A 20,309-nucleotide genomic window follows, 5' to 3' on the forward strand; every position below is an offset into this window, starting at 1 on the left:
GAGTGACCATCGACATGGTCCTGCATTGACGTCAAGCCCCTTAGCCATTGAGCAAATCGGTCAATGGCCACTTCTTGCCCTAGGACGTCTGCGCGGTAGCGCATTCCATTCGCGCCGAACAAAGCAGCGCGCGCTGGGTCGTCCCGGAGCCCAATTGCCTCATCGATTATTGCCTGCGGGACTTCGGCGTCTACAACGACTCCTCCCCCGCTGACTCGATTTCGGCCGCAGTCACCCCTCGTCGATCGGTTGCCGCGATCACGGGCCGACCTGCATTGTAATAAGACGTCAGTTTGCTGGGCACGGCCATCTCGGAAACACCGAGCTTCTCGTTGACCAACAAGATATCTGCAGATGCGAGTGCCCTTTGGAAACCAAAGTCGTCGAGAGAATCAATGAACTGCAGTCGAGAGATGCCTCTTCCTTGGGCGATGAGCGCGTCTCGTTGACTTCCGTTTCCCAATAAAACGAAGCGGACCGGGAGGTCCTGTGCTTCCGCAAGTCGTGCGGCTTCGACCACATTCCCGAGAGCCTGCTTAACCCCCATGTTCCCAGCGTGTAGGACAACGGTCTCATCGGGATTCCAGCCGTGAGTCGCACGGACGGCGGTGAAATCGAAGGGTGGCGTCGGTTTGAGGTGGGTCCAGTTTCGAATTACCTCAATTTGCGCAGATCCGATGCCGAACTTTTCACCCAGGTGGGCGGCGAACCGGGGATGAATTACGACCACGCCCGATGCTGCCGCGATCGTGACCCTCTCTACCCAAGTCACTACCCTGGTGATGAAATCTGAACCGGTCCCAGTTTCGGCCATTCCCAAGCTATAGAGGTCCTGTATCCAAATGTTAACAATGCGCTTTCGGTGGCTCATCCGCGCTCTGAGCATCGCGAGGGCGGTCGAAAAAAGCGCTGGCGACACCATCACAATCACGTCTGGGCGACCCCATTTCGCAAACATGACGCGTATTCCAAAGGAAATCTCAGAAGCCAAACGCTTTAGGCCTTCGGGCCTGGATGGAACGTAGTGCGGCAACCGTGTGACGCGAACGCCATCTAGAAATTCGGACGTCTTTCCACCGCCATAGCCGGCATGCACTTTCCACTCCGGGTAGTGAGGATGTGCCGTTATGACATCGACGGCGAAGCCGCGTTCCACAAGCCCCTGAACAAGCCCACTCGTGTATGGCGCTATCCCGGTGACCTCCGGTGAGAAGTTCAGGCCGATGACGAGCACCTTCAGCTGAGTCTGCTTGGTCAATGACGATCTGCTTTCTGGTTCTTGATACTTGCTCAAAGTCAGTTCAACTACTCAAACTGGAGGTGTGCCCGGTCCCGAAACAGGCGCTCCTGAACTCACTAACACCCTAGCGTCGTCCAGTTTCGGGCCTCCCCCTTCGGGTTACAGCATGATTTCATTCTCATGACGTAAGGGCATCATCCGAACGACCTTCCGTACCCGTGTCAGCCGAGCGCGATTCCCACCCCCGTTGCAGGCGAACGTGGGCCCTAGGCTTACGGTGTTGACCGAAACTCCTAGGGCGTGTCCCACGGGAGGACCATCCGCGACACGGCGAGGACAAGATGACGAATAGGCCGTCTGATGAACTGGACCCAAGTGAGATTCCGGTCATCAGCCTTGCTGCAGCCCCTGGCTCGAGAGAAGCATGGGACCGCCCTAAGTTTGTGATCTATCTTTGGGCTGTCGCGGAGCTGTTGTTCGTTACGAATCCATGGCAAGTCAGTTCCGGGCTTCGCGTTCGGGTCCTGAGGGCATTCGGTGCAGACATTGGCCCAGGTGTTATATTCCGGCCCAGAACCCGAGTGAAGTTCCCGTGGAAGCTGCACGTAGGAGCGAACTCTTGGATCGGCGAAGGGGTTTGGTTCCACAATCAAGACGACGTATTTATCGGACATGATGTTTCAATTTCGCAAGAGACATTCCTAACGACAGGCAGCCACGCCCATCGTCGCGACATGGCGCTGATTACCAAGGCGATTCGGATAGGCGACGGGGCTTGGGTGACTTCCCGATGCATTGTCCTCGGCGGCGCTGATATCGGTCGTTCGGCACTCGTGACACCCGGAACAACTGTGAACGGTGCGATTCCTGCAAATCGGGTCTGGGGCCCCCGTAGCCCAGAGGATCTCGGGCCGCGATTCCGCGCATAAAGTGTTGGCTCGATGGCGCTCCGGAAAACGAGTCGCCTGTCCAACTGGATGTTGGCAGCACTTCACACCGGCTCCAGATCTGCCTCGCGCCACCGCGGCAAGACACAAGAGATTGTGGTGATGTGCTCAACTACCCCTTATCGCTCACGTCGGAACTATCGACACGGAGAGCGGTACTGTGCACGTGCCTCTGAGCATCAGAATCGAATCGTTTCCGGATGACTCGAGCGGGATTCCCGACGGCAATTCCGTAAGGCTCAATGTCATGTGTCACCACAGCACCAGCGCCAAGCACGGCCCCCTCGCCGATAGTGACCCCTCCGAGAATAATGACGCCACCGCCAATCCACACATCACTTCCAATCTGTACGGCATCCTGCGGGACTGCGGGTCGGTCTCCAACCCACGTCGAGAACGCCATTGGAATTCCCACCTCGTCGATCGAATGATCCACACGACCGACAATCTGCACCCCGCGCCCAATCAGGCAGTAGTCTCCGATTGCACCGTCGACTTCGATGACTGTGCGCTGGCCAATCGAAACATTGTGACCGACTCTGAGCCCGTGCACCGAACTCAAGGTGCTATCACTACCCATTCGCAAGTTCTTGCCGTACGTCACCAGCCCATGGATCATTAGTCGTCGCTGCAATGTACGAACAATTCCCTCTAGCGGTGCTGGGATACGGCTGCGGTTCTTGGGTACCTTGACTACCGATTCGACGGCCATCCATCATCTCCGAGTTCCTGTTTGGTGTTCTTGAGTGCCGACGCGATCCCCGCCGCCATGGCTTCCGCCGAATAGGTCTTCCGAATTGCGATGCTGATTCGCTGTCGCTCGCATGCATTGCCGGCAGGCGCGAGCGCATCAAGAGCGGCCGCAAGTGCAAGCGGCGAGTCAGTCTCGAAGAACTCGACGCCACCGATTCGAGCGAGCTCGAGTTCGGGAGAATGCGGTTCGTCCCTTGAGATCAGCATAGGAACGCCAAACCCGAGGCTTTGTGTGAGGCTTAGCCCAACGTAACCCGGCGATACGGAGCACAGAGCGTCTTCATAGAGATGGCGAAGGTCATTCACATCGGCGACCTGGCCGAGAAAGGTTACCGAAGCATTGCCGCCAAGCTCCGACACAAGGTCGGCGAGGACCTTTCGTTCGGCGCCCTCTCCGACGATGACAAGCCGCACGCCGCGGGTTGCAAGATCGCTCCTCAAGAATCCTCGGATGAGCAGGTCTACTTTCTTATCGGAAACGAGGCGCCCCACGTATAGGACGCTGGTGTACGGGCCTTCATTGGCCGGTACAGTCAAGGCATCCCTTGCGTACAAAGAGTTCGGCGCCACCCAGACGGGCGACCCTGGGAGTTCTGCGAGCGCAAAGGGAACGCTATCGTACCCGTAGAGCACCGTCCCGTTCGAAAGACGCCGCATCGAGCGGCGTAGCACCGCCGTCCGACTGCCTCTTCCGGAGCGAGGGTGCAAATGGCCCCATAGGAGCGTTCGCCTACCCAGAATGCGTCTGAAACCCAGCAATGTCCACGCCGTGAGGCTGCGCGGATTGAGGTCGAGGATCGTGGTGTTGGCGCTGATCGCTGTGCGCCACCCCCTAGCTGGACAAGTACGCGTCCAGCAAGGACGTAGTTTCTAACTTGCACATATAAGGACCTACTGATTCCGGTTCGAATTGTGGGATCGACGTGCCGATCACCAGCCAACAGGATCACGTCCAAAGACAAATCAGCTTTGAGCTCCTGGATGCAATACTCCCGATAGAAGGGAAGGACGGCGAGATATAACGCATCGAATTTACTGGCCGGCGATTTTCTGTACATTTGAGGACCTCTCAACGTGAACTGGAAAGATATGCGAGGCAATCGACGATTAGCACCTTCAACGTCGAAGCTTTTGTGCGGTGAGGTATGTATCCCAAAGGCCAAAGCGGTCCACAACCGCCTCGAAAGCCACGTCATTCTCGTTCTTGAGGACGTTGCGACGCCAAAGTGCGCTGCCTTGGCTTGCACCATTTGATGGATATTCGCGACCGGTGTCTATCTTTACCGCTTCGATGCCCGCCAAAGATGCCATGACCTTGAACCAGATATCGTCCGCGGACGGACAAATGAGAGAAGCCGTCGCCCAGTCAAGAACCCGCGGATCCAGCGAATGTGGCGGGTAAAGAATGCCACCCCGACCGGTCAGAAAAACGAGTTGGCCGGGTACACCGGCCTCTGCTACCGGCCATTCCGTGTATGGGCGGGCACGATTGCCCTCCATTTTTATCAGAGTTCCTCTGGTTCCGACTACTGTTCCAGGAAAGGTCAGACTGGCCGCGTCGAGCTGTTGAGCCCAGGATCGCCAGTAAAGAACGTCGTCGTCCGCAGTTAAAATAGTCGCCTCCGGGTAGATTTCGATGATCGGAAGAAGCTTCTTGAACGACCGCATATTTTCGGGCGTGAAATGGACATTCACTCTGCCTTTTGTAGCGGCAAGTAGTCGCCGTAGATTGGGAGGGAGGTCCGACTCACCGCCCGGGAACTCAAGGGTCGAGAGGACAAGGTAGATCGCATCAACGGCTATCGATTGTTTAAGCAAGCTTCGAATCGTCAAATGCACAGCGCCAATGCGAGGCGGATAAGTGGTCAGCGCAATGACTCGAGTTGCATCGTCGACGCTTCGTGGATCGCGGGTTGGCCCCATAACGCCAAGCGGTAGTCGTACCCAAAATTGGGCGCAGATGCGGTCCACTCGAGTCTGTATGGCCGATCGTATTCGCGCGACTAGACGCAGATAAGAATTTCGCTTGATCAATTCCCGTGCGCTCCCCTCGGATTCGTGTTGTCTAGACCGGTAAGCACTCGCTCCGTGCCATGTCCTCTTTGTGCGAGTGCTTCCGTCAGCACAGAAGAGGTGTTTGCAGCCGGTTCAGCCGCAGGCTCAAGTGCAAGCAGGGTGGCCGCTGCCATCCACCCAAAGACGTCGAGCAAGCCAAATGCCCACGTGCGCTCGAGTAGACCCGAATAGATTACCGGGATGAACAAGAGCGCGGTCTGGGGGGCGGTCCACTTATCCGCCTGCCGCAGCGCAATCACGATCAAGATGATGAACAGTGCTATACCTAATGCCCCGGTCGTGTATCTAATATCGAGCCATTGATTGTGGACAGAATATGCCTCATCTCTGGAGATTGTGCCCACAGCAACCTGATTTCCCCAGATGAGCGCGCCGAATCCAAAAAGTTGACTGTCCTCTAGTTGAGCAGAAGCAAGCTTCCACAAATAGGCGCGGTTTGTAAAATCAGTTGGATTCAGGGGCAGATAGGGAAGCACAATGCCAAGAGCTAATCCGACCGATGCCGTCCCAATCGTCAAAAACCGTCGCCAAATTCCGCCCATCGACGTGGAACTCATGCCCGTTACCACGACAAGAATCGTTACGATAAGGGCGACTTGCAGCGCCGTTCGACTACCAGAGATGTAGACCACGCTAAGGAGATAAACCGCCAGGATCCAACGTGTCGCGCCGCGCAACACAAGGAATATGCACGGGATTGAGGTGGCGACTATAAGACCGATTGTGTTTTCCCCGGTAGTCACTCCAAAGAAAAGATTACCGAGCGGGCCGCACTTGTCTACACGGCATGTCCTAAACGCGGCGGCATAGTTCACTAGCAGGAAAATGCCACTTGCGACGCAGACAGAGAATCCAAAAACGCCACCCCGAGCCGAGCGCCACCGCCGCGCGGCAGCACTGAAGCACCCAGAAACAGTGCGAATAAGGCGATGATGCGAGGGTTCCCAATGGCAGACGCACCCGCGATGGCAGAAGAGAAATCCGTCATCACCACCAGAAGCCCCATGAGCAGCAGGGGAGTCGATAGGCGGTTCCTTCGGACGATACCGAACACAAAGAAGGTGAGGAATCCAATTCCGATAATGGCATAGCCAGCGAGCTGCATTATTTGCGCCGCTCGAGGATTAGCAAGTATCGTCGTCTGCCCGAAGACGTTAACTATGGATACGTTTCCGCCATCAAACTGTGTGAACACCGATGATGCCAACAGGAGCCAAGCTATGAGGACCACATAGGTGGTCGTGATATTCCACTTGGAAACCACGTCACCACGACGTACGCCGCGAAGCCAGACCCACGCCGCAACTAGAGAGGATCCAGTGACGAGCGTAATAACAAATGGTTCAGTCACTTACTCAAACCCCTGGAGCCCGGTCTAAAAGGATTCGTCCAGGATTTCCAACGACGGAAACGTCTGCAGGTACGTCCGTTACTACGACCGCATTTGCGCCAATTCGCGCTCGAGCTCCAATGGTAACAGCCCCGATAACGCAAGCTCCGGATCCAATCGATACGCCATCTCCGACAGTAGGCGAAGCACCACCGTCACCCTTATTGCCGATGGTGACGCCTTGGCGAATAACGACGTCAGAACCAAGTCGGCTATCCACATTAATTACAAGGCCGAAACCGTGCACGATTTGCAGCGCAGAGCCGACGTGAGTCTTAACCGGCAACTCCATCCCGAGAACCCATTCGGAAATGAACACGTACCACGCAGTTACAAAATATGACAGCAGACTTGGACGGTCGGAAAATGGATGTCGGGCCGCCTGCGCCAACCTAAATGTGGCCAATAGGAGACGAGTGCGGGGCCTGTGGGCGTTCGCAGCAAAATCTTGAAAGACCCAACTAAATCGGAATCCTGGGGTCGTCGAAACCATTCGGCCGTAGTTCTTCATGTCGTTGAGCCGTCGAGATCGGCATGACTATAGACCTCGAGTACATAGTCGCGCCCGAGCATTTGTGGAACCACACCCCCGGTCGCCGAGATAGCTTGTATAGCGCCCGATCAGTGACCGATTGAAGGGGCGCCAGCGACCTACGTATGGAGTTCACTCGTGCGGAGTGGAACCTGGCACGAACGCTTTCGGCTTCCACGCTCGACTGGTTCGCACCCGTGATGCTGCCGGGGTGCAGTCGGAACGACGCGACCTCGGATGAAAGGTAGAGGAGTGGCCCAGTGGTTCGAAGCTTTAGGAACAGATCAAAATCCATCGCATATCGAAGACTGGTATCCAGTCCGCCAACGGCTTCGACTGCTTCACGGCGAAATAGACTACCCGGCTGGGGGACCAAGTCTTTACCCCAGGGCAGATAAGCGCTCGCAAAGCGACCGGGCCGAGCAACGAAGAGAGTCTCATTCGCGGCGTCAATGTATCGCACGCACCCGTACGTGCCGGAAGCCGCCGCGTTTCTGACTAGCGCGTCCTGCGAAATGCGGAGAGATCCCGGTGCAAGTAGGTCATCGTCGCCAAGCCAAGCCAGGAAAGTCGAGTCTAATAGCTCCGCCCATCCTTCATTGACGGCCGCCGATATCCCCGGCGTGTCTGACGCAACCACAACCGCGGGAGTCCCAGCCGCAATCAGTCTCACCTCGTCCGGACGAGGTGTCACGATGACAACCTTAAGATCAACGCCACGCTGTTCGAACATTGATTTCAAGGTACCGCGAAGCCATGCTGGGCGCGTACCTAACGTCGGAATCACCATTCCGATTTGTGCCATTTCAATCTCCTATCAATACTTCGAATTGGCGAACCATGATCTCGACGGTCGTACTCTCCCGGATGCTGAGATCTTCTAGATAATTGGGCAACAGTCTCAAGTTCCGGATTTGCAGTGGTCTCACGTAGCGAACGGCTATTTGCGCGCACACGAAAGACATTAGGAAATACCTGAAACGACAGAACTCCAACACCGGCAGCCAAGAAGGGCGTTATTGCTCCGAGGGCAGGCACGAATAGCCAAGTGGCACCAATCACGGATGCAGCCATCGGGATGCCCCAAAGCGCCTGAAATCGAAGGTCCCGTGGAGAAGTAAGTGAGACGCCGAGAACTAGCTGGACCGATTGAACAATGATCAGGAGACCACATCCCAGGAATATCATTGCGCTTGCTTCCACCGCCGAATGCGAAATCACGCCGGCCAGCCACGGCCCGAACAACATAAGTCCGATAAGGCAAATCAAACCGGCACCTGCAAAGTAGAGAACCATTCGCAAAAGTAGCGCCGAATTACTCTCATTCCGCGACCTATTGCGCGCAAATATGGGCCAGAGCGACGTTCCAGCCGCAATGAAGAAGGACCACAGTGGCGCATAGAACTGCATTGCAATTGAGTATGTGGCAACTTGGTCAAGCGTTCCACGAGAGGCGAGAACGATCCGCCCCCATTGAAAGGCAAAAGCCGAAACAACACTAATCATGAGATACCACATCCCCTGAGATAGGAGCCCGGGGAGATGAAACTTGCGGTATTGGAAGATAGTCAACCATCGGAATCGAATCCGCTTGGTCGCGATCCACAAGGATACAAAGGAGCTAATCAGGCCACCAACGACCGGGGGAAAACTAATAGCTCTGGAGAAAGGCCCATTCCAACGATCACTGCGGTGCCCAGGAGACTCAGTATCGGCCCTAGCGAATTAACTACGATCGCGATCGGATTCATCATGAGCGCCAAAAGCACCCGTTGTCCAATCCCCATCGGAATCGTAGCTGCGAAGATCACGATCACAAGAGCAGTCACAGTATCAAGGCGGCCCAACCCAGAGTTTTCGAGACTCAGGACCTCGGACCATGAGAAGAAGGTCATTCCGAGCAAGCCCAGGCTCGAGACAATGATCATTGACACCAGCATCACGCGGATCGCGCTGGCCACCGCCTTTGTGCGAATCGGATCATCTACCTCCGACATGGAGATCGCGTTAATGACACCGGCCCCTATCCCGAGATCGGCGTAGGGCACCAACTGGGAAAGGGTTATTACTACCGCAATCGCGGCATAGCCAGCCGCTCCAGCATGACCAATGACTAGAGAAGTTGTCAGGAATGTTGCGAGCGCGGTGACGGGAAATGTACCAACGCGGACAAGCGCGCTAAGCCCGACACTGCCGAGACGCCGAGACCGAACGGCATTCAATTTGCGCCATCTTTCGCCCGGACCGAATGGTATCGATGCCTCGGAGTTTCAGCTCGACCTACTCCAACAAGACTTCCTTCGTCGTGGAAGCCAACCCACACTCCATCGTCCCACGAAAAGTCCGGTCTTTCGTTTCGGTATCCGCGCCCGTGAACAGCATGCTTCGCGAACTCGAGGGATTCCGCCTTGGGATTACGGCGCAGCCCCGTGCCCTCTTGCGATAGGTCTCTAGGGGCCCGAGAAATCCGCTCTACAAATCCCTGCCCCGACTGCGACTGCGACTGCGACTGCGACTGCGGTATGGCTATTCGAGCCGGGATTGCGCTCTGCGACCGTACTCCTCTTCTGAAGAAAGAGCGCCACAGTCGCGGTGTACCAAGTGAAAGATGAGTCTGAGCAGCTGGCGGGTTCCAGGGAACTGTAGCGGCGCTTCGAGCGAAGCCACCGCAAAACTGCGGTCGTCCTGAAGTCTTTAAGACAACCCAGCAACGATCGCCCCGCAGATCAGCGATCGAGTGGTATCCGATGCGCACCATTCCGGTTGCTGCATTGCACATTAGTAAGCACCATCGCTTGCTAACACAGCACGGGCCGTCTGCCACAAGATCACGATGTCTCCAGTGATCGACCAGTTCTCGACGTAGTAGAGATCCAAGCGGACCGTGTCCTCCCACGACAAGTTGGACCTACCGCTTACCTGCCAGAGGCCCGTAATACCGGGCTTCACGAGGAATCGACGATGAACGTGATTCTCATATTCAGCAACTTCCCGTTCTAGGGGGGTCTTGGCCCGACCAAGGACATCGAACCACCAAATACGTTGAACAACTGCGGAAGTTCATCGAGGCTATAACGTCGAAGGTACTTTCCGATGGGAGTAACTCGAGGGTCCTCCTTCATCTTGAAGAGTACGGAGTTGCCTTCAGTGCGCGCTTCATCCCGGAGCCCGACTAGCAGTGCTTCTGCATCTGTAACCATAGATCGGAACTTCAGCATGCTGAAGTGTCGACCGTTAATACCCACTCGCTCCTGCCGAAATAGCACATCCCCAGGTGTGCTGAGCCGAATTACGGCTCCGATGATTAGGAGGAACGGCGAAAGTACGACTATAAGCAAACCCGAGCACAATAGATCGAAGGCACGCTTAGCAAAGAAATTCCGGCCTTCGAACCTTGGCGTCTCGACATGGATGAGCGGCAATCCGGCAACCGGTCGGGTGTGGATACGTGGACCACCGATGTCCGTCAAGCTCGGTGCGACGACTAGGTGTTGTCTGCCTGGTTCCAGGCTCCAGCTCAATTCTCGAACTCGTTCTGGTGACAGCTCGTCACTACTGGTAATCACAACCGTGTCGGCGCCCACTGCGGTCATCGCCGCCTGCAATTTGTCGAGATTTCCGAACACAGGTATTGCACTGTCCGGTAGATACCCCGCTACGAGCCCGCTGGGAATACAGGCCCCGACGACGAGATAACCGGCTTTGGGCTGGCGCGCCAATTGACGAGCCAAATGCGTTGCGGACACTTCCGACCCGACTAGGAGCACTCGGGAGGAATAGCGCCCATCGAGACGGTGCACTCCAAGCCATTGTCTCCACATCCAACGCGAAAGAGCGAGAACTGCCAGTCCGAGAGGAAACGCGATGAGAATATAGCCTCGCGCTAAATCGATCTGGAAGAGATAGGCGATTAACGCCACCAGACCGAAAAGACGGACAGTGCTTCCCGCCACTAAGCGGTACTCCTGCCAGCCAGTGCCCAGCACTCGGTAGCCTCGCGAGCCATAGATACCCAAGGAAATCATCCATGTCACAATGAGCACAATGGAGATTACTGAATAGCTGATCGCTGTGTCCGCGAGGCTACCTCGAAATTGCACATCCGAGGCTGCGATGCCGAACCAAGCGATTTGGACCCCGAAAACTACCCAAATCAGGACAAGAAGATCAGAAGCGACAAGGCGAGCGGCATATGAAACCCGCCAATTTCGCCCGCCGGTCTGTTCGATCTCAATAGGTACCCCGGCTATGCCAGTGCGCTTTTTCATATTGCTCCTCATGGCGCTACACTTTCCGCCATGTCTCGATTTGATTGACGCCAACGCCAGGCCACGACGACGTAGGCAAGAAGGTACCCCATTGTGGTTACGGTGGCATTAACCAACGAAATTCAGTCGATCTATACCTTCTTGATGCGCGCGCGGCTCCGGACCTTTTCGTCCGTGACGTCCTGGGTATACCCATAGCCATATCCATAGCCGTAGTGACCGTATCCGTAAGCATCAGGGCCTTTGGTCGGCAGCATGGTCAGCACGAGTCCCGAAACCGGTGCACCGACACTCCCCAATGCTGCGATTGCGCCCCTAAGTTGATTCTTGTGGGTGCGGCCGGCCGCGACCACGATGATGGCCCCACCCACATTCTTCGCGAGGATTGCCGCGTCCGTAACAGGCAGCAATGGCGACGAGTCAAAGATCACTACGTCAAAGGTGAGATTGAATTGCGCAATGAGATCGGCCATTCGGGCTGAACCTAACAGCTCACTGGGGTTAGGCGGTATCTTGCCTGCCGGGAGTACGAAGAGACGACCCTCGCCCCACGGCTGAATAACGTCGGACAATTCCGCTCGACCGATTAGGACGTCGGTGAGTCCAACACGCCCCTCGACACCCATGTAGTCTGCGATCTTTGGGCGCCGCAGATCGGCGTCAATGAGAAGAACACGGCCGCCAGCATCAGCCAGTGCAGAGTCGCGAGGTTTGCACCCGTGGTGCTCTTTCCTTCGCTTTCTATAGACGATGTTATGACGAAGCTGCGTTCTGTCCGACCCACGTCAAGGAACTGGAGATTCGTTCGAAGAGAACGGAACGACTCAGCCCGGGGACTTCGCGGGTCCACATGCACGATGAGCGGGCGTTCCTTGGCTTTCGGGTCGAAGACGATTCCGCCCAAGATCGGCACATCAGTAACCTGCTCGACGTCGCGCTCATTTCGAATGCGAGTCTCCATCGCTTCGCGTAGGACTGCTAAGCCGATTCCTAGAGCAAGTCCTATCAGAGCACCAAGCGCAATATTTAGCGGGACGTTAGGGCTCACTGGTTTGCTGGGCACAGTTGCTTCTTGTGCCCGGGTGAGTTTGACGGGCGATACGGCGTCAATGGCTTCGGGAGTCTCGATGGACTGGACAACGGCAGTAAGGCTCTGAGAAGCGGCATTGGCAATATCGGCGGCCCGCACGGGATCCGGGTCCAGGACGGCGATTTCAATAATCGACGTGTCAAGAGGCGCTGAAGCCGTGACCTGCTTTGCCAAATCAACGGAAGTCATGTTAAACCCGAGGCTTCCAATCACCGGAAGGAGAACGATCGGTGTAGCCACTAGATCGGCATACGTCTTCACTCTGGCCACAGTAAAGGTATTGCCCTGCGCCAGCTCCTGGCTTGTGCCTCCGCCCTGCGTTGAGACGAAGACCTTTGACGACGCATTGTATAGAGGCGTTGTCGTCAAAGAGTAGGTGGCACCCGCTCCCAGACCAACGAGCAACAGAAGTACGATGAGGACCCAGCTCTTACGTAAGACCCGAATATAGTCGCGAAGTTCCACTCAGCGGCCTTCCTATGACGTTCACTTTCGAGGCCGACTTCTGACGCCCCCCATTATGGTGCCACAGTTGCGACCTACGGTGCGTCAAAGAATGCCTGTCGGACGCAGCGTTAACACCCCCGACATATGACGGTCAAGAGATAGTCATCGCTGTGGCCAGAGCAAGGAATCGCAGCGTGACGACGCATTCGTTGCGACAACTCGCGAAGTACCAGGAGTGATCTGAGCAGAGACATCACTCGTTAGAGGTCCAGCCCCTAGCCATCCAAATGTGAGAACCGCACTCTCTCCTGGAGCCAATTCGATGCTAGATGCGCTAACCGGATAGGTCGCATCAGTCGCCGGGTGGTAGCCGATGACGACGTTGTCTCGCATGACGCCCAGGTTCTGCATATCTGGTGCCCCGTAAACCGATACGATCGTCTTCACGTTTCCGGGGGTGACACCAAAATGACCTCCCCCGTCACATATTCGGGCAATGACTTCGCCGCATCGGCGGGTGCCGTGTTCTTCAGATTCACAGTCACGGCATAATACGGCCGCGCGTCCTGTCGACAGACAGCATTGCCGACAGCTACCTGCACGTCGAGATGTGTGTCCATTTTTGCGCCAGTGGCATCGTTGAGGTAGACGCCGAACCGCGTCGTGTCGGCGTCGGTCACCGGTAGACGACCGGCCAAGGAAGTGTCCTGGAGAACAGCCTGGTCGTCATCGTGTGCGCTCCAAACCAGAACGCGTCGTTCGGCACCCGCTTGGCCGAACGCCTCGAGGAGCGACTTCGGGTTAGCGCCGCCGCCGGCCAACGCCGAGAATACCGACGAGGCGGCCCCCGCGAAGAATGCGTTCTGGTCGGCTGGCTTCGTGTACCGCGCGTAGGCATCGCTTAGCAGGAGATGTACGGCATTGTCCGAGGTAAGGACGTCGCCCGTCGCCAAAGTGATGGGGCCGGTGGCTTTAAGGAGATAGCTGAGGGCCACCGGGTCGATGGAGATGACGCCGTCTGCCTCGACACCAAACTGGCGTTTCCACATCTCGCGCGCGAGTGACGCCGATAGCGGAAAATTCGGCGTGAGAGTGACGTCCTGAATATATTCGCCGACTATGTCGCCGTAAAGCCCTCGCGTATCTGTTGGAAGAGGCAAGACCGGTTGCGCGTAATGCGGGAAGTCAGTGCCAGCGGCTTGCTGTTCGAGGGTGATCGCGCCGTTTTCCGTGTGGATAAGGGCGAGCGCACCGGGAATGCCGCCCGAGGCCCGCAGTTCCGCGGGATTCTGGAACAGCACGATATAGTTGCGTGGCCCGGAGGCCCCGAGCATGCCGGGCACAACACGCACGGCCCGATCGAGCGTGTTTACGGCAGCGGCTGCCTTATCCACCGAGGAGGAGAGTTTCTCGGCTGCGCCAGTCACCACGGACAGCGTGTCCGTAGTATCGATCGCGTCGACACGTTGTTTCACGGCGGCGAGAGCTGCATCGGCCGCATCGATCTGGGGCTGGGCATCGGTCATCGGATTGAGGTTGATCGCACCGTTGACCGGTTTGAAGTCGCTCAGGCTGATGGTTCCGGCGATCTTCGCGAGGGGAAGGACGGCCTGTTGGGCAATGTCGTCGGTCGCGGCGGCGAGCTGACGAACCACCGTGAGGTTAGGGCCGAGCACCGGGATGCCTTCGAATGCCCGCCAGACCGGGTCGCTGGTGAGAGCTACGGCACTCGCGGAATGGTCGGACAGGGCACGGGCCGTTGGCTGGGCCGATTCGCCATCGCCGGCGACCACCTGGGCCTGGATCTGCGCCGCGAGCGGAAGGGCGGCCTCGAGCTCACCCTTGGCGAGGTAGGCGCGTACGCCCACCCAGGCGACGATCCCGACGAGTAGTACAAGGGGGATACCTACCGAGAGCCAAATTCGTCGTCCCCGTCGACGCCGACCCTGGACCGGTGCAGATGCGTGCGCGTGGGACATTCGTCTAGTAAACCAGACAAAAACGACAGGCCCCGAGCGTGTGCTCGGGGCCTGTCGAAAAGCTGTGCGCCGGGGTCAGCGCGGGGTATTACGCGTTGGCGCGCTTGCGACGAACATAGCCGAGCACGAGGACCAGTGCGATGCCGAGGAGGACGGCGCCCGCTGCGCTCCAGATGAGGAGCATCGGGGCGTTGTATCCGGTGCTCGCGAGTCCGGCAGAGGTGCCGGCGTCCGCTGCGACGACGGTAATGGTCGAGGTGCCGATGAGGCCGGACGTCGCGCCGGTTCCGGTGAGCGTGTAGGAGCCGGTGGCGTTTGTCGGCAGGGTGACCTTGACGGCCAACGACCCGGTTGCGGTCGCGGCCTTGGCCAGCGTGGCAACGTTGGCCTTGACGGCCGACAGGGTGGCGGTTCCGGAACCGTCTACCGAGATGTTGACGGTCTCGCCGTTGGTGTAAGAACCGGCGATGAAATCGACCGCGACACTGCCGCCGGCAACCGGGGTGCCGGTAACGCTGTCATTGGTCGGGGGTACATAGCCGGCTGCGTTGGCGGCGGCGGGTGCGGCGAAGATAGCCAGAATCGTGAGCGCTGCCGCTGCGAAAGCCTTTTTGCCATGAGTGAATCCCCCTGCTGAAACGTGATTGGATGTGCCGGCGCGTGCGAACGTCTTGGAAGCACGTCTTCACCATAGGGTAGATTCACAGCTGAAGTCAGGGCCGGGAGGCCCCACGACCGCCGACCCGCCGAAATGACCCTCGCACTGGGGTGGCTTTTGCCGGTGATCAGTAAGCACCGGTGCGCTGGAGAACGGTTTTCGCCGTGCGCCACAGGATCGTGAAGTCTCCCGCGAGCGACCAGTTCTCCACGTAATACAGGTCGAGCCGCACACTGTCTTCCCAGGAGAGCGTAGATCGGCCATTGATCTGCCACAGTCCGGTGATTCCCGGCTTGACGAGGAACCTGCGATGAACATGGCTCTCGTACTGGTCGACTTCTGCAGCGAGGGGCGGGCGCGGCCCGACGAGAGACATGGTGCCGAGGAAGACGTTGACGAGCTGGGGCAGTTCGTCGAGGCTCCACCGGCGCAGGAATCGGCCGAGAGGCGTGATCCGGGGGTCGTTTCTCATCTTGAACAGAACGACATTGCCTTCGGCGCGGTGGAGGGTGCTGGTGTCCGCGAGCCGGGTTTCCGCGTCGACGACCATGGAGCGGAACTTGAACATGCGGAATGTGTCGCCGTGGAATCCCACCCGGGCCTGGCTGAACAGCACCGGGCCGGCGTCGCCCACCCGAATGGCGAGAGCGACCAGTGCGAACACCGGCGACAGGACTACGAGAAGGAGACCGGATACCACCAGGTCGAAGGCGCGCTTGGTGTGGATCTTGCGGCCTTCGTAGCTCGGCGTCTCGACATGCATGAGCGGCAGCCCGGCGACCGGGCGCATGTGGATGCGCGGACCACCGACATCGATGAGTCGCGGAGCGACCACGAGGTGCTGCAGCCCGGGTTCCAGGCTCCAGCTCAGCTCGCGGATGAGTTGAGCGGTCATTTCGTCGGCGCCCGTGACGACGACCGTGTCGGCACCCGTCACGTCGATGGCCGCATGGACGGTGTCGATGGATCCGAAGACCGGCACCTGGGTGCCCGGGAGCACGTCGCCTGCGGAAGCGCCGGTGACGCAGGCCCCCACGACCCAGTAGCCGGCGCCGGGCTGGCGGGACAGTTCACGGTTGATGCGCGCCGTCGAGGAGGGTGACCCGACCAGAATCACGCGGGACGAGAACTGGCCGTAGGTGCGCTGGACAACCAGCCATTGGCGCCACATCCACCGGGAGAAGATGAGCACCACGATGCCGAGCGGGAAAGCGATGAGAATGTAGCCGCGGGCCACGTCGATATGGAACAGGTACGCGACCAGGGCCAGAAGCCCGAAGAGGTGCAGGGACGAGTTGGCGATGAGCTTGTATTCGTCGGGTCCGGTTCCGAGCACCCGGAGACCGCGCGTGTCGTACGCCGCCAGGATGATCATCCAGGCGGCGATGAGCACGACCGAGACGATGCTGTAACTCACGGCGAGGTCAACGTGACTGCGACTCATGGACAGAGTGGCGGCATCCACCCCGAACCACAGCATCTGCACGCCGAACATGACCCAGATGAGCACGAGGAAGTCCGTGAACATCAGTCGACGGGCGTAGGTTCGCCGCCAATCGCGCGCGGCAGGAGGGCATGCGGTGCTCTCGACGGGGGACGCCGTGGATGCGCTCATGTCTCCTCCGAACGGGTGCGCGCCCGGAAGGATCCGGGTGCACAGACACATTCGGGGTGTCTCGCTCAGCTATCAGTCTAGGAACGAACGACGTACCCCATTGAGGGGTGTTACTTGAAGGTCGCTCCGGAGTCGGTGGAACGCACGACCTGCTCGCCGGCCCAGAGCCAGATGGTTCCGGCCGCCTCGGAGACGGCGACCGTTCCGGCCATGGCCGTCGACGGGGTGCTCACGGCGTAGCAGCCGGCCACGGTGGGTACGAGAGCGTCGGTCACGGTGAGCAGCTGGGCGCCGGCGCACTCGGGGCGGCCCGCCGAGACGACGAGGTAGCCCGAGGTGGCGGGGGCGAGGGCGATCGCACCGGGGAGGGTTGCCGGGGTGGACCAGGTGACGGCCGCATCCGTCGTAGTGAAGAGGCGACCGTCGCCGCAGAGCGCGGCCGCGGCGGTGTCACTCCGGGGAGCGAGGGAAACGACGGCGTCGCAGGGGGCGGGGTGTTGGCCGGCGGGGGCGTGCACGACGGCGCGGTTGGCCGGGTTGACGTACCAGCTGGTGCCGACCTGCTCGGGGTAGGCCTTGTAGTTGTCGCCGGAGACGAAGGTCTTGACGACCTCGGGTGCGCAGCCGGCGGCGGTGAGGCCGATGAGAGTGACGGTGGTCGCGGAGGTCGCGGACAGGCTCTGAACCGCGGTGACCTTGGTGGGGCCGGTGGCGTCCGTGCTCGCCCAGGTGGCGCCCGAATCGGTAGTGAGTTCGGGGGTGGCGGCCGTGGCGGGGCAGGCGCCGGTCGAGGCACGCCATGCGGTGGTGGCGCTGACGGCCGAGAGGATGCGGGTGGCCGGGACCGGGACGATGCCCGCGGAATCTGCGCCGGCGGTCGGGGTCGGCCTGGGCGTTGCGGTCGGCGTGGCCACCGGCGTTGCCGGGGCCGTCGTGTAGGTGGGGATGGGGCGCGGAGCCGAACCGCTGGCGGTGGCCCGGGTGGAGTTGATCGCCCAAAGGATCAGCAGGATGTCGAAGAGGATGAATGCGGCGACGCCGACGTAGACCCAGACTCGGCGGCGGGAGCTGTCCCTCGGCACGTGGCGGACGTTGCGTGCCATGGTCAGGCCACCTTGGTGAGTGCGCCGGTGAGCGCCGTCGCGATCGTCGCGGCCGAGGCGTCGATCGCGGCTCCGACACGGTCGTAGGTGGCGAGGGAGCGACGGTACGGGTCTTCGATGTCGTCGTCGGCCGGGTCGGAGGGCGGTGGGGTGAGGCCGCGGCTGGCCGCGATTTCGGCAATGTAGGCGCGGAGGGTGTCGGCGGCGGTGAGAGGCACCGCGGCACCGTCGTCGCCGCGGTGTTCGCTGGTGTCGCTGACTGTGCTTGCTCGTTCGGCGGCGGCGTGTTCCGCTGCGGCGAATTCGGCGTCGCGGAGGCCGTCGATCAGACGGGCGAGCTGGTTGAGGGTGAAGGCGTAGCGGGCAGCGCGCGGGTAGAGGAGACCACCTCGCCACGGTGTTCGCGGTCGGCAGTCACGACCAGGTCGGCGTCGGCGACGAGCCGCGCAGTGAGCTGCCGGGAGACGTGGGCGCGCGGGTCCCCGCCGTAGCGCACGGACAGGGCGGCGGCTTCATCGGGCATGCCCTTGCCGACCATGGCATAGGTGCCGGCACTCGTCACGAGTACGGGGATACCGGCGTTCGTGAGTCGTGTGGTGAGCAGCTGTTCGGCGAGCGGCGAACGGCAGATGTTTCCGGTGCAGACGACCAGAATGCTGAACGGAGGCTCGGCGGCTGGGGCCGTCGGGTCTGAGTCAATCGTCAATTTCGCACCTTCACCTTTCGGACCCCATTTCGGGGGTGATGTCCACAGTATCGGCATCATCGGCGCCATAACCATAGCCGTAGCCATAGCGGCCGTAACCCGAGGCATCCGCCCCCGAGGTCGGCAGCATCGTGAGGACGAGCCCGGACACCGAGGCCCCGACGTTTCCGAGTGCGGCGATGGCGCCGGTGAGCTGGTTCTTGTGCACGCGACCCGCGGCCACGACGACGAGGGCGCCGCCGACGCTCTTGGCCAGGATGGCGGCATCCGTCACCGGGAGCAGCGGCGGGGCGTCGAAGATGACGACGTCGAAGTTCTTGTTGAATTCGCCGACGAAATAAGTCATCCGGGCGGAGCCGAGCAGTTCGCTCGGGTTGGGCGGCACCTGGCCGGCCGGCAGCACGAACAGTTTGGAGCGCCCCCACGGCTGGATGATGTCGGCCAGATCGGCGCGGCCGACGAGAAGGTCGGTGAGGCCGACGGTGCCGTCGATGCCCATGTAGTCGGCGATCTTCGGGCGGCGGAGGTCGGCGTCGACGAGCAGGACGCGGGCACCGGAGTCGGCGAGCGCGATGGCGAGGTTTGCCCCGGTGGTGCTCTTGCCCTCGCTCTCGATCGACGAGGTGATCACGAAGCTGCGGTCCGTGCGGCCGACGTCGAGGAACTGCAGGTTGGTGCGCAACGTACGGAAGCTTTCGGCCCGCGGGCTGCGCGGGTCGACGTGCACGATCAGGGGTCGGTCCTGGGCCTTCGAGTCGAAGACGATGCCGCCGAGGATGGGGATGTCGGTGACCTGTTCCACATCGCGCTCGTTGCGGATGCGGGTGTCGAGGGTTTCGCGGAGTACCGCGGCACCGACGCCGAGGGCGAGGCCCACGAGCAGGCCGAGGGCGATATTAAGAGGTACGTTCGGGCTGACCGGGGCGCTGGGTACGGTGGCTTCCTGCGCCCGGGTGAGCTTGACCGGGGAGACGCCGGCGACGCCGGTCGCGGTGGACTCGGGGGTTTCAATGGTCTGCACGACGGCGGCGAGACTGATCGAGATGGCGTTGGCGATGTCGGCGGCCCGCACGGGGTCGGTGTCGCTGACCGCGATCTCGATGATGGACGTGTCGAGCGGGGCGGATGCCGTGACCTGCTTGGCGAGGTCATCGGCAGTGATGCCGAGCCCGAGGTTGCCGATCACCGGCAGGAGCACGATAGGGGCGGCCACGAGGTCGGAGTAGGTCTTGACCCGCTGCACCGAGAAGCTGTTGCCCTGGGCGAGGTCCTGAGCGGTGCCAGTGGACTGGGTGGACACGAAGACCTTGGCGGAGGCACTGAATTTCGGGGTCTGCATCAGCGAGTACGTGGCCGCGGCCGCGACGGCGACGAGCACGAAGATGAGGATCATCACCCAGCTCTTGTGGAGGATGCGAATGTAGTCGCGAAGTTCCACTAGGCGGCCTTTCCTGTGTTGACTTACTTTTGGCGCACGGCGGCACAATTCGTGCGCCCCTGACATG

20 protein-coding genes and 1 pseudogene are annotated in these 20,309 nt (G+C 59.8%); all 21 read right to left on the reverse strand.

Annotated elements, in window-relative coordinates; all coding sequences use genetic code 11:
* Nucleotides 1-190 precede the first annotated feature (190 nt).
* Entirely contained in the window at nucleotides 191-1,258 is a 1,068-nt protein-coding gene (locus RGU41_RS13655; protein WP_322136534.1) for a glycosyltransferase, read from the reverse strand.
* Nucleotides 1,259-2,365: 1,107 nt separating this feature from the next.
* Nucleotides 2,366-2,533 (reverse strand): annotated as a pseudogene (locus tag RGU41_RS20965) (DapH/DapD/GlmU-related protein); the annotation flags it as partial.
* Between the two features lie 347 nt (nucleotides 2,534-2,880).
* Nucleotides 2,881-3,432, reverse strand: coding sequence for a glycosyltransferase (locus RGU41_RS13665; protein ID WP_322136536.1), 552 nt, complete (start codon nucleotides 3,430-3,432; stop codon nucleotides 2,881-2,883).
* A 624-nt stretch (nucleotides 3,433-4,056) separates the two neighbouring features.
* Complete coding sequence (locus RGU41_RS13670) at nucleotides 4,057-4,911, reverse strand: hypothetical protein (protein ID WP_322136537.1); 855 nt, start codon at nucleotides 4,909-4,911, stop codon at nucleotides 4,057-4,059.
* 59 nt (nucleotides 4,912-4,970) lie between these two features.
* Nucleotides 4,971-5,831 (reverse strand): O-antigen ligase family protein, encoded by an 861-nt coding sequence (locus tag RGU41_RS13675; protein WP_416173153.1) that lies wholly within the window; start codon nucleotides 5,829-5,831, stop codon nucleotides 4,971-4,973.
* The gene (locus RGU41_RS13680) at nucleotides 5,831-6,367 is read right to left on the reverse strand and encodes a hypothetical protein (protein WP_322136539.1); all 537 of its coding nucleotides are present in this window, start codon (nucleotides 6,365-6,367) and stop codon (nucleotides 5,831-5,833) included. Before RGU41_RS13680 ends, RGU41_RS13675 begins: the two co-directional genes overlap by 1 nt.
* Before the next feature lie 4 nt (nucleotides 6,368-6,371).
* Nucleotides 6,372-6,917 carry a serine O-acetyltransferase gene (locus RGU41_RS20970; protein WP_369125141.1) on the reverse strand — a complete coding sequence of 182 codons (546 nt, stop codon included), beginning with the start codon at nucleotides 6,915-6,917 and terminating at the stop codon, nucleotides 6,372-6,374.
* On the reverse strand, nucleotides 6,868-7,743 hold the full coding sequence (locus RGU41_RS20975; protein ID WP_416173154.1) for a glycosyltransferase: 876 nt from the start codon (nucleotides 7,741-7,743) through the stop codon (nucleotides 6,868-6,870). Before RGU41_RS20975 ends, RGU41_RS20970 begins: the two co-directional genes overlap by 50 nt.
* A complete protein-coding gene (locus tag RGU41_RS13685) occupies nucleotides 7,722-8,510 on the reverse strand; it encodes a hypothetical protein (RefSeq protein ID WP_322136540.1) in 789 nt (262 codons plus the stop codon). The genes RGU41_RS20975 and RGU41_RS13685 overlap by 22 nt, the downstream gene beginning before the upstream one ends.
* A gap of 53 nt (nucleotides 8,511-8,563) precedes the next feature.
* A complete protein-coding gene (locus RGU41_RS13690; RefSeq protein WP_322136541.1) occupies nucleotides 8,564-8,989 on the reverse strand; it encodes a hypothetical protein in 426 nt (141 codons plus the stop codon).
* A 727-nt stretch (nucleotides 8,990-9,716) separates the two neighbouring features.
* Nucleotides 9,717-9,887 carry a sugar transferase gene (locus RGU41_RS13695; RefSeq protein ID WP_322136542.1) on the reverse strand — a complete coding sequence of 57 codons (171 nt, stop codon included), beginning with the start codon at nucleotides 9,885-9,887 and terminating at the stop codon, nucleotides 9,717-9,719.
* A 47-nt stretch (nucleotides 9,888-9,934) separates the two neighbouring features.
* Nucleotides 9,935-11,206 (reverse strand): sugar transferase, encoded by a 1,272-nt coding sequence (locus tag RGU41_RS13700; protein ID WP_322136543.1) that lies wholly within the window; start codon nucleotides 11,204-11,206, stop codon nucleotides 9,935-9,937.
* A gap of 131 nt (nucleotides 11,207-11,337) precedes the next feature.
* Entirely contained in the window at nucleotides 11,338-11,901 is a 564-nt protein-coding gene (locus tag RGU41_RS13705) for a CpsD/CapB family tyrosine-protein kinase (RefSeq protein WP_322137359.1), read from the reverse strand.
* A complete protein-coding gene (locus RGU41_RS13710) occupies nucleotides 11,793-12,761 on the reverse strand; it encodes a YveK family protein (RefSeq protein WP_322136544.1) in 969 nt (322 codons plus the stop codon). Before RGU41_RS13710 ends, RGU41_RS13705 begins: the two co-directional genes overlap by 109 nt.
* 425 nt (nucleotides 12,762-13,186) lie before the next feature.
* Complete coding sequence (locus RGU41_RS13715; RefSeq protein ID WP_322136545.1) at nucleotides 13,187-14,611, reverse strand: DUF4012 domain-containing protein; 1,425 nt, start codon at nucleotides 14,609-14,611, stop codon at nucleotides 13,187-13,189.
* 199 nt (nucleotides 14,612-14,810) lie between these two features.
* Nucleotides 14,811-15,065, reverse strand: coding sequence for a hypothetical protein (locus RGU41_RS13720; protein WP_322136546.1), 255 nt, complete (start codon nucleotides 15,063-15,065; stop codon nucleotides 14,811-14,813).
* Between the two features lie 442 nt (nucleotides 15,066-15,507).
* Nucleotides 15,508-16,995 (reverse strand): sugar transferase, encoded by a 1,488-nt coding sequence (locus RGU41_RS13725; RefSeq protein ID WP_322136547.1) that lies wholly within the window; start codon nucleotides 16,993-16,995, stop codon nucleotides 15,508-15,510.
* A gap of 110 nt (nucleotides 16,996-17,105) precedes the next feature.
* Nucleotides 17,106-18,098: a hypothetical protein gene (locus tag RGU41_RS13730; RefSeq protein ID WP_322136548.1), complete on the reverse strand. Its 993-nt coding sequence runs from the start codon at nucleotides 18,096-18,098 to the stop codon at nucleotides 17,106-17,108.
* Between the two features lie 2 nt (nucleotides 18,099-18,100).
* Nucleotides 18,101-18,316, reverse strand: a complete 216-nt coding sequence (locus tag RGU41_RS13735; protein ID WP_322136549.1) for a hypothetical protein — start codon at nucleotides 18,314-18,316, stop codon at nucleotides 18,101-18,103.
* Between the two features lie 107 nt (nucleotides 18,317-18,423).
* The gene (locus RGU41_RS13740; RefSeq protein WP_322136550.1) at nucleotides 18,424-18,804 is read right to left on the reverse strand and encodes a hypothetical protein; all 381 of its coding nucleotides are present in this window, start codon (nucleotides 18,802-18,804) and stop codon (nucleotides 18,424-18,426) included.
* Between the two features lie 10 nt (nucleotides 18,805-18,814).
* A complete protein-coding gene (locus RGU41_RS13745) occupies nucleotides 18,815-20,242 on the reverse strand; it encodes a polysaccharide biosynthesis tyrosine autokinase (protein WP_322136551.1) in 1,428 nt (475 codons plus the stop codon).
* Nucleotides 20,243-20,309 lie beyond the last annotated feature (67 nt).

The organism is Cryobacterium sp. 10C3 (genome assembly GCF_034314285.1).
Lineage (GTDB): Bacteria > Actinomycetota > Actinomycetes > Actinomycetales > Microbacteriaceae > Cryobacterium > Cryobacterium glucosi.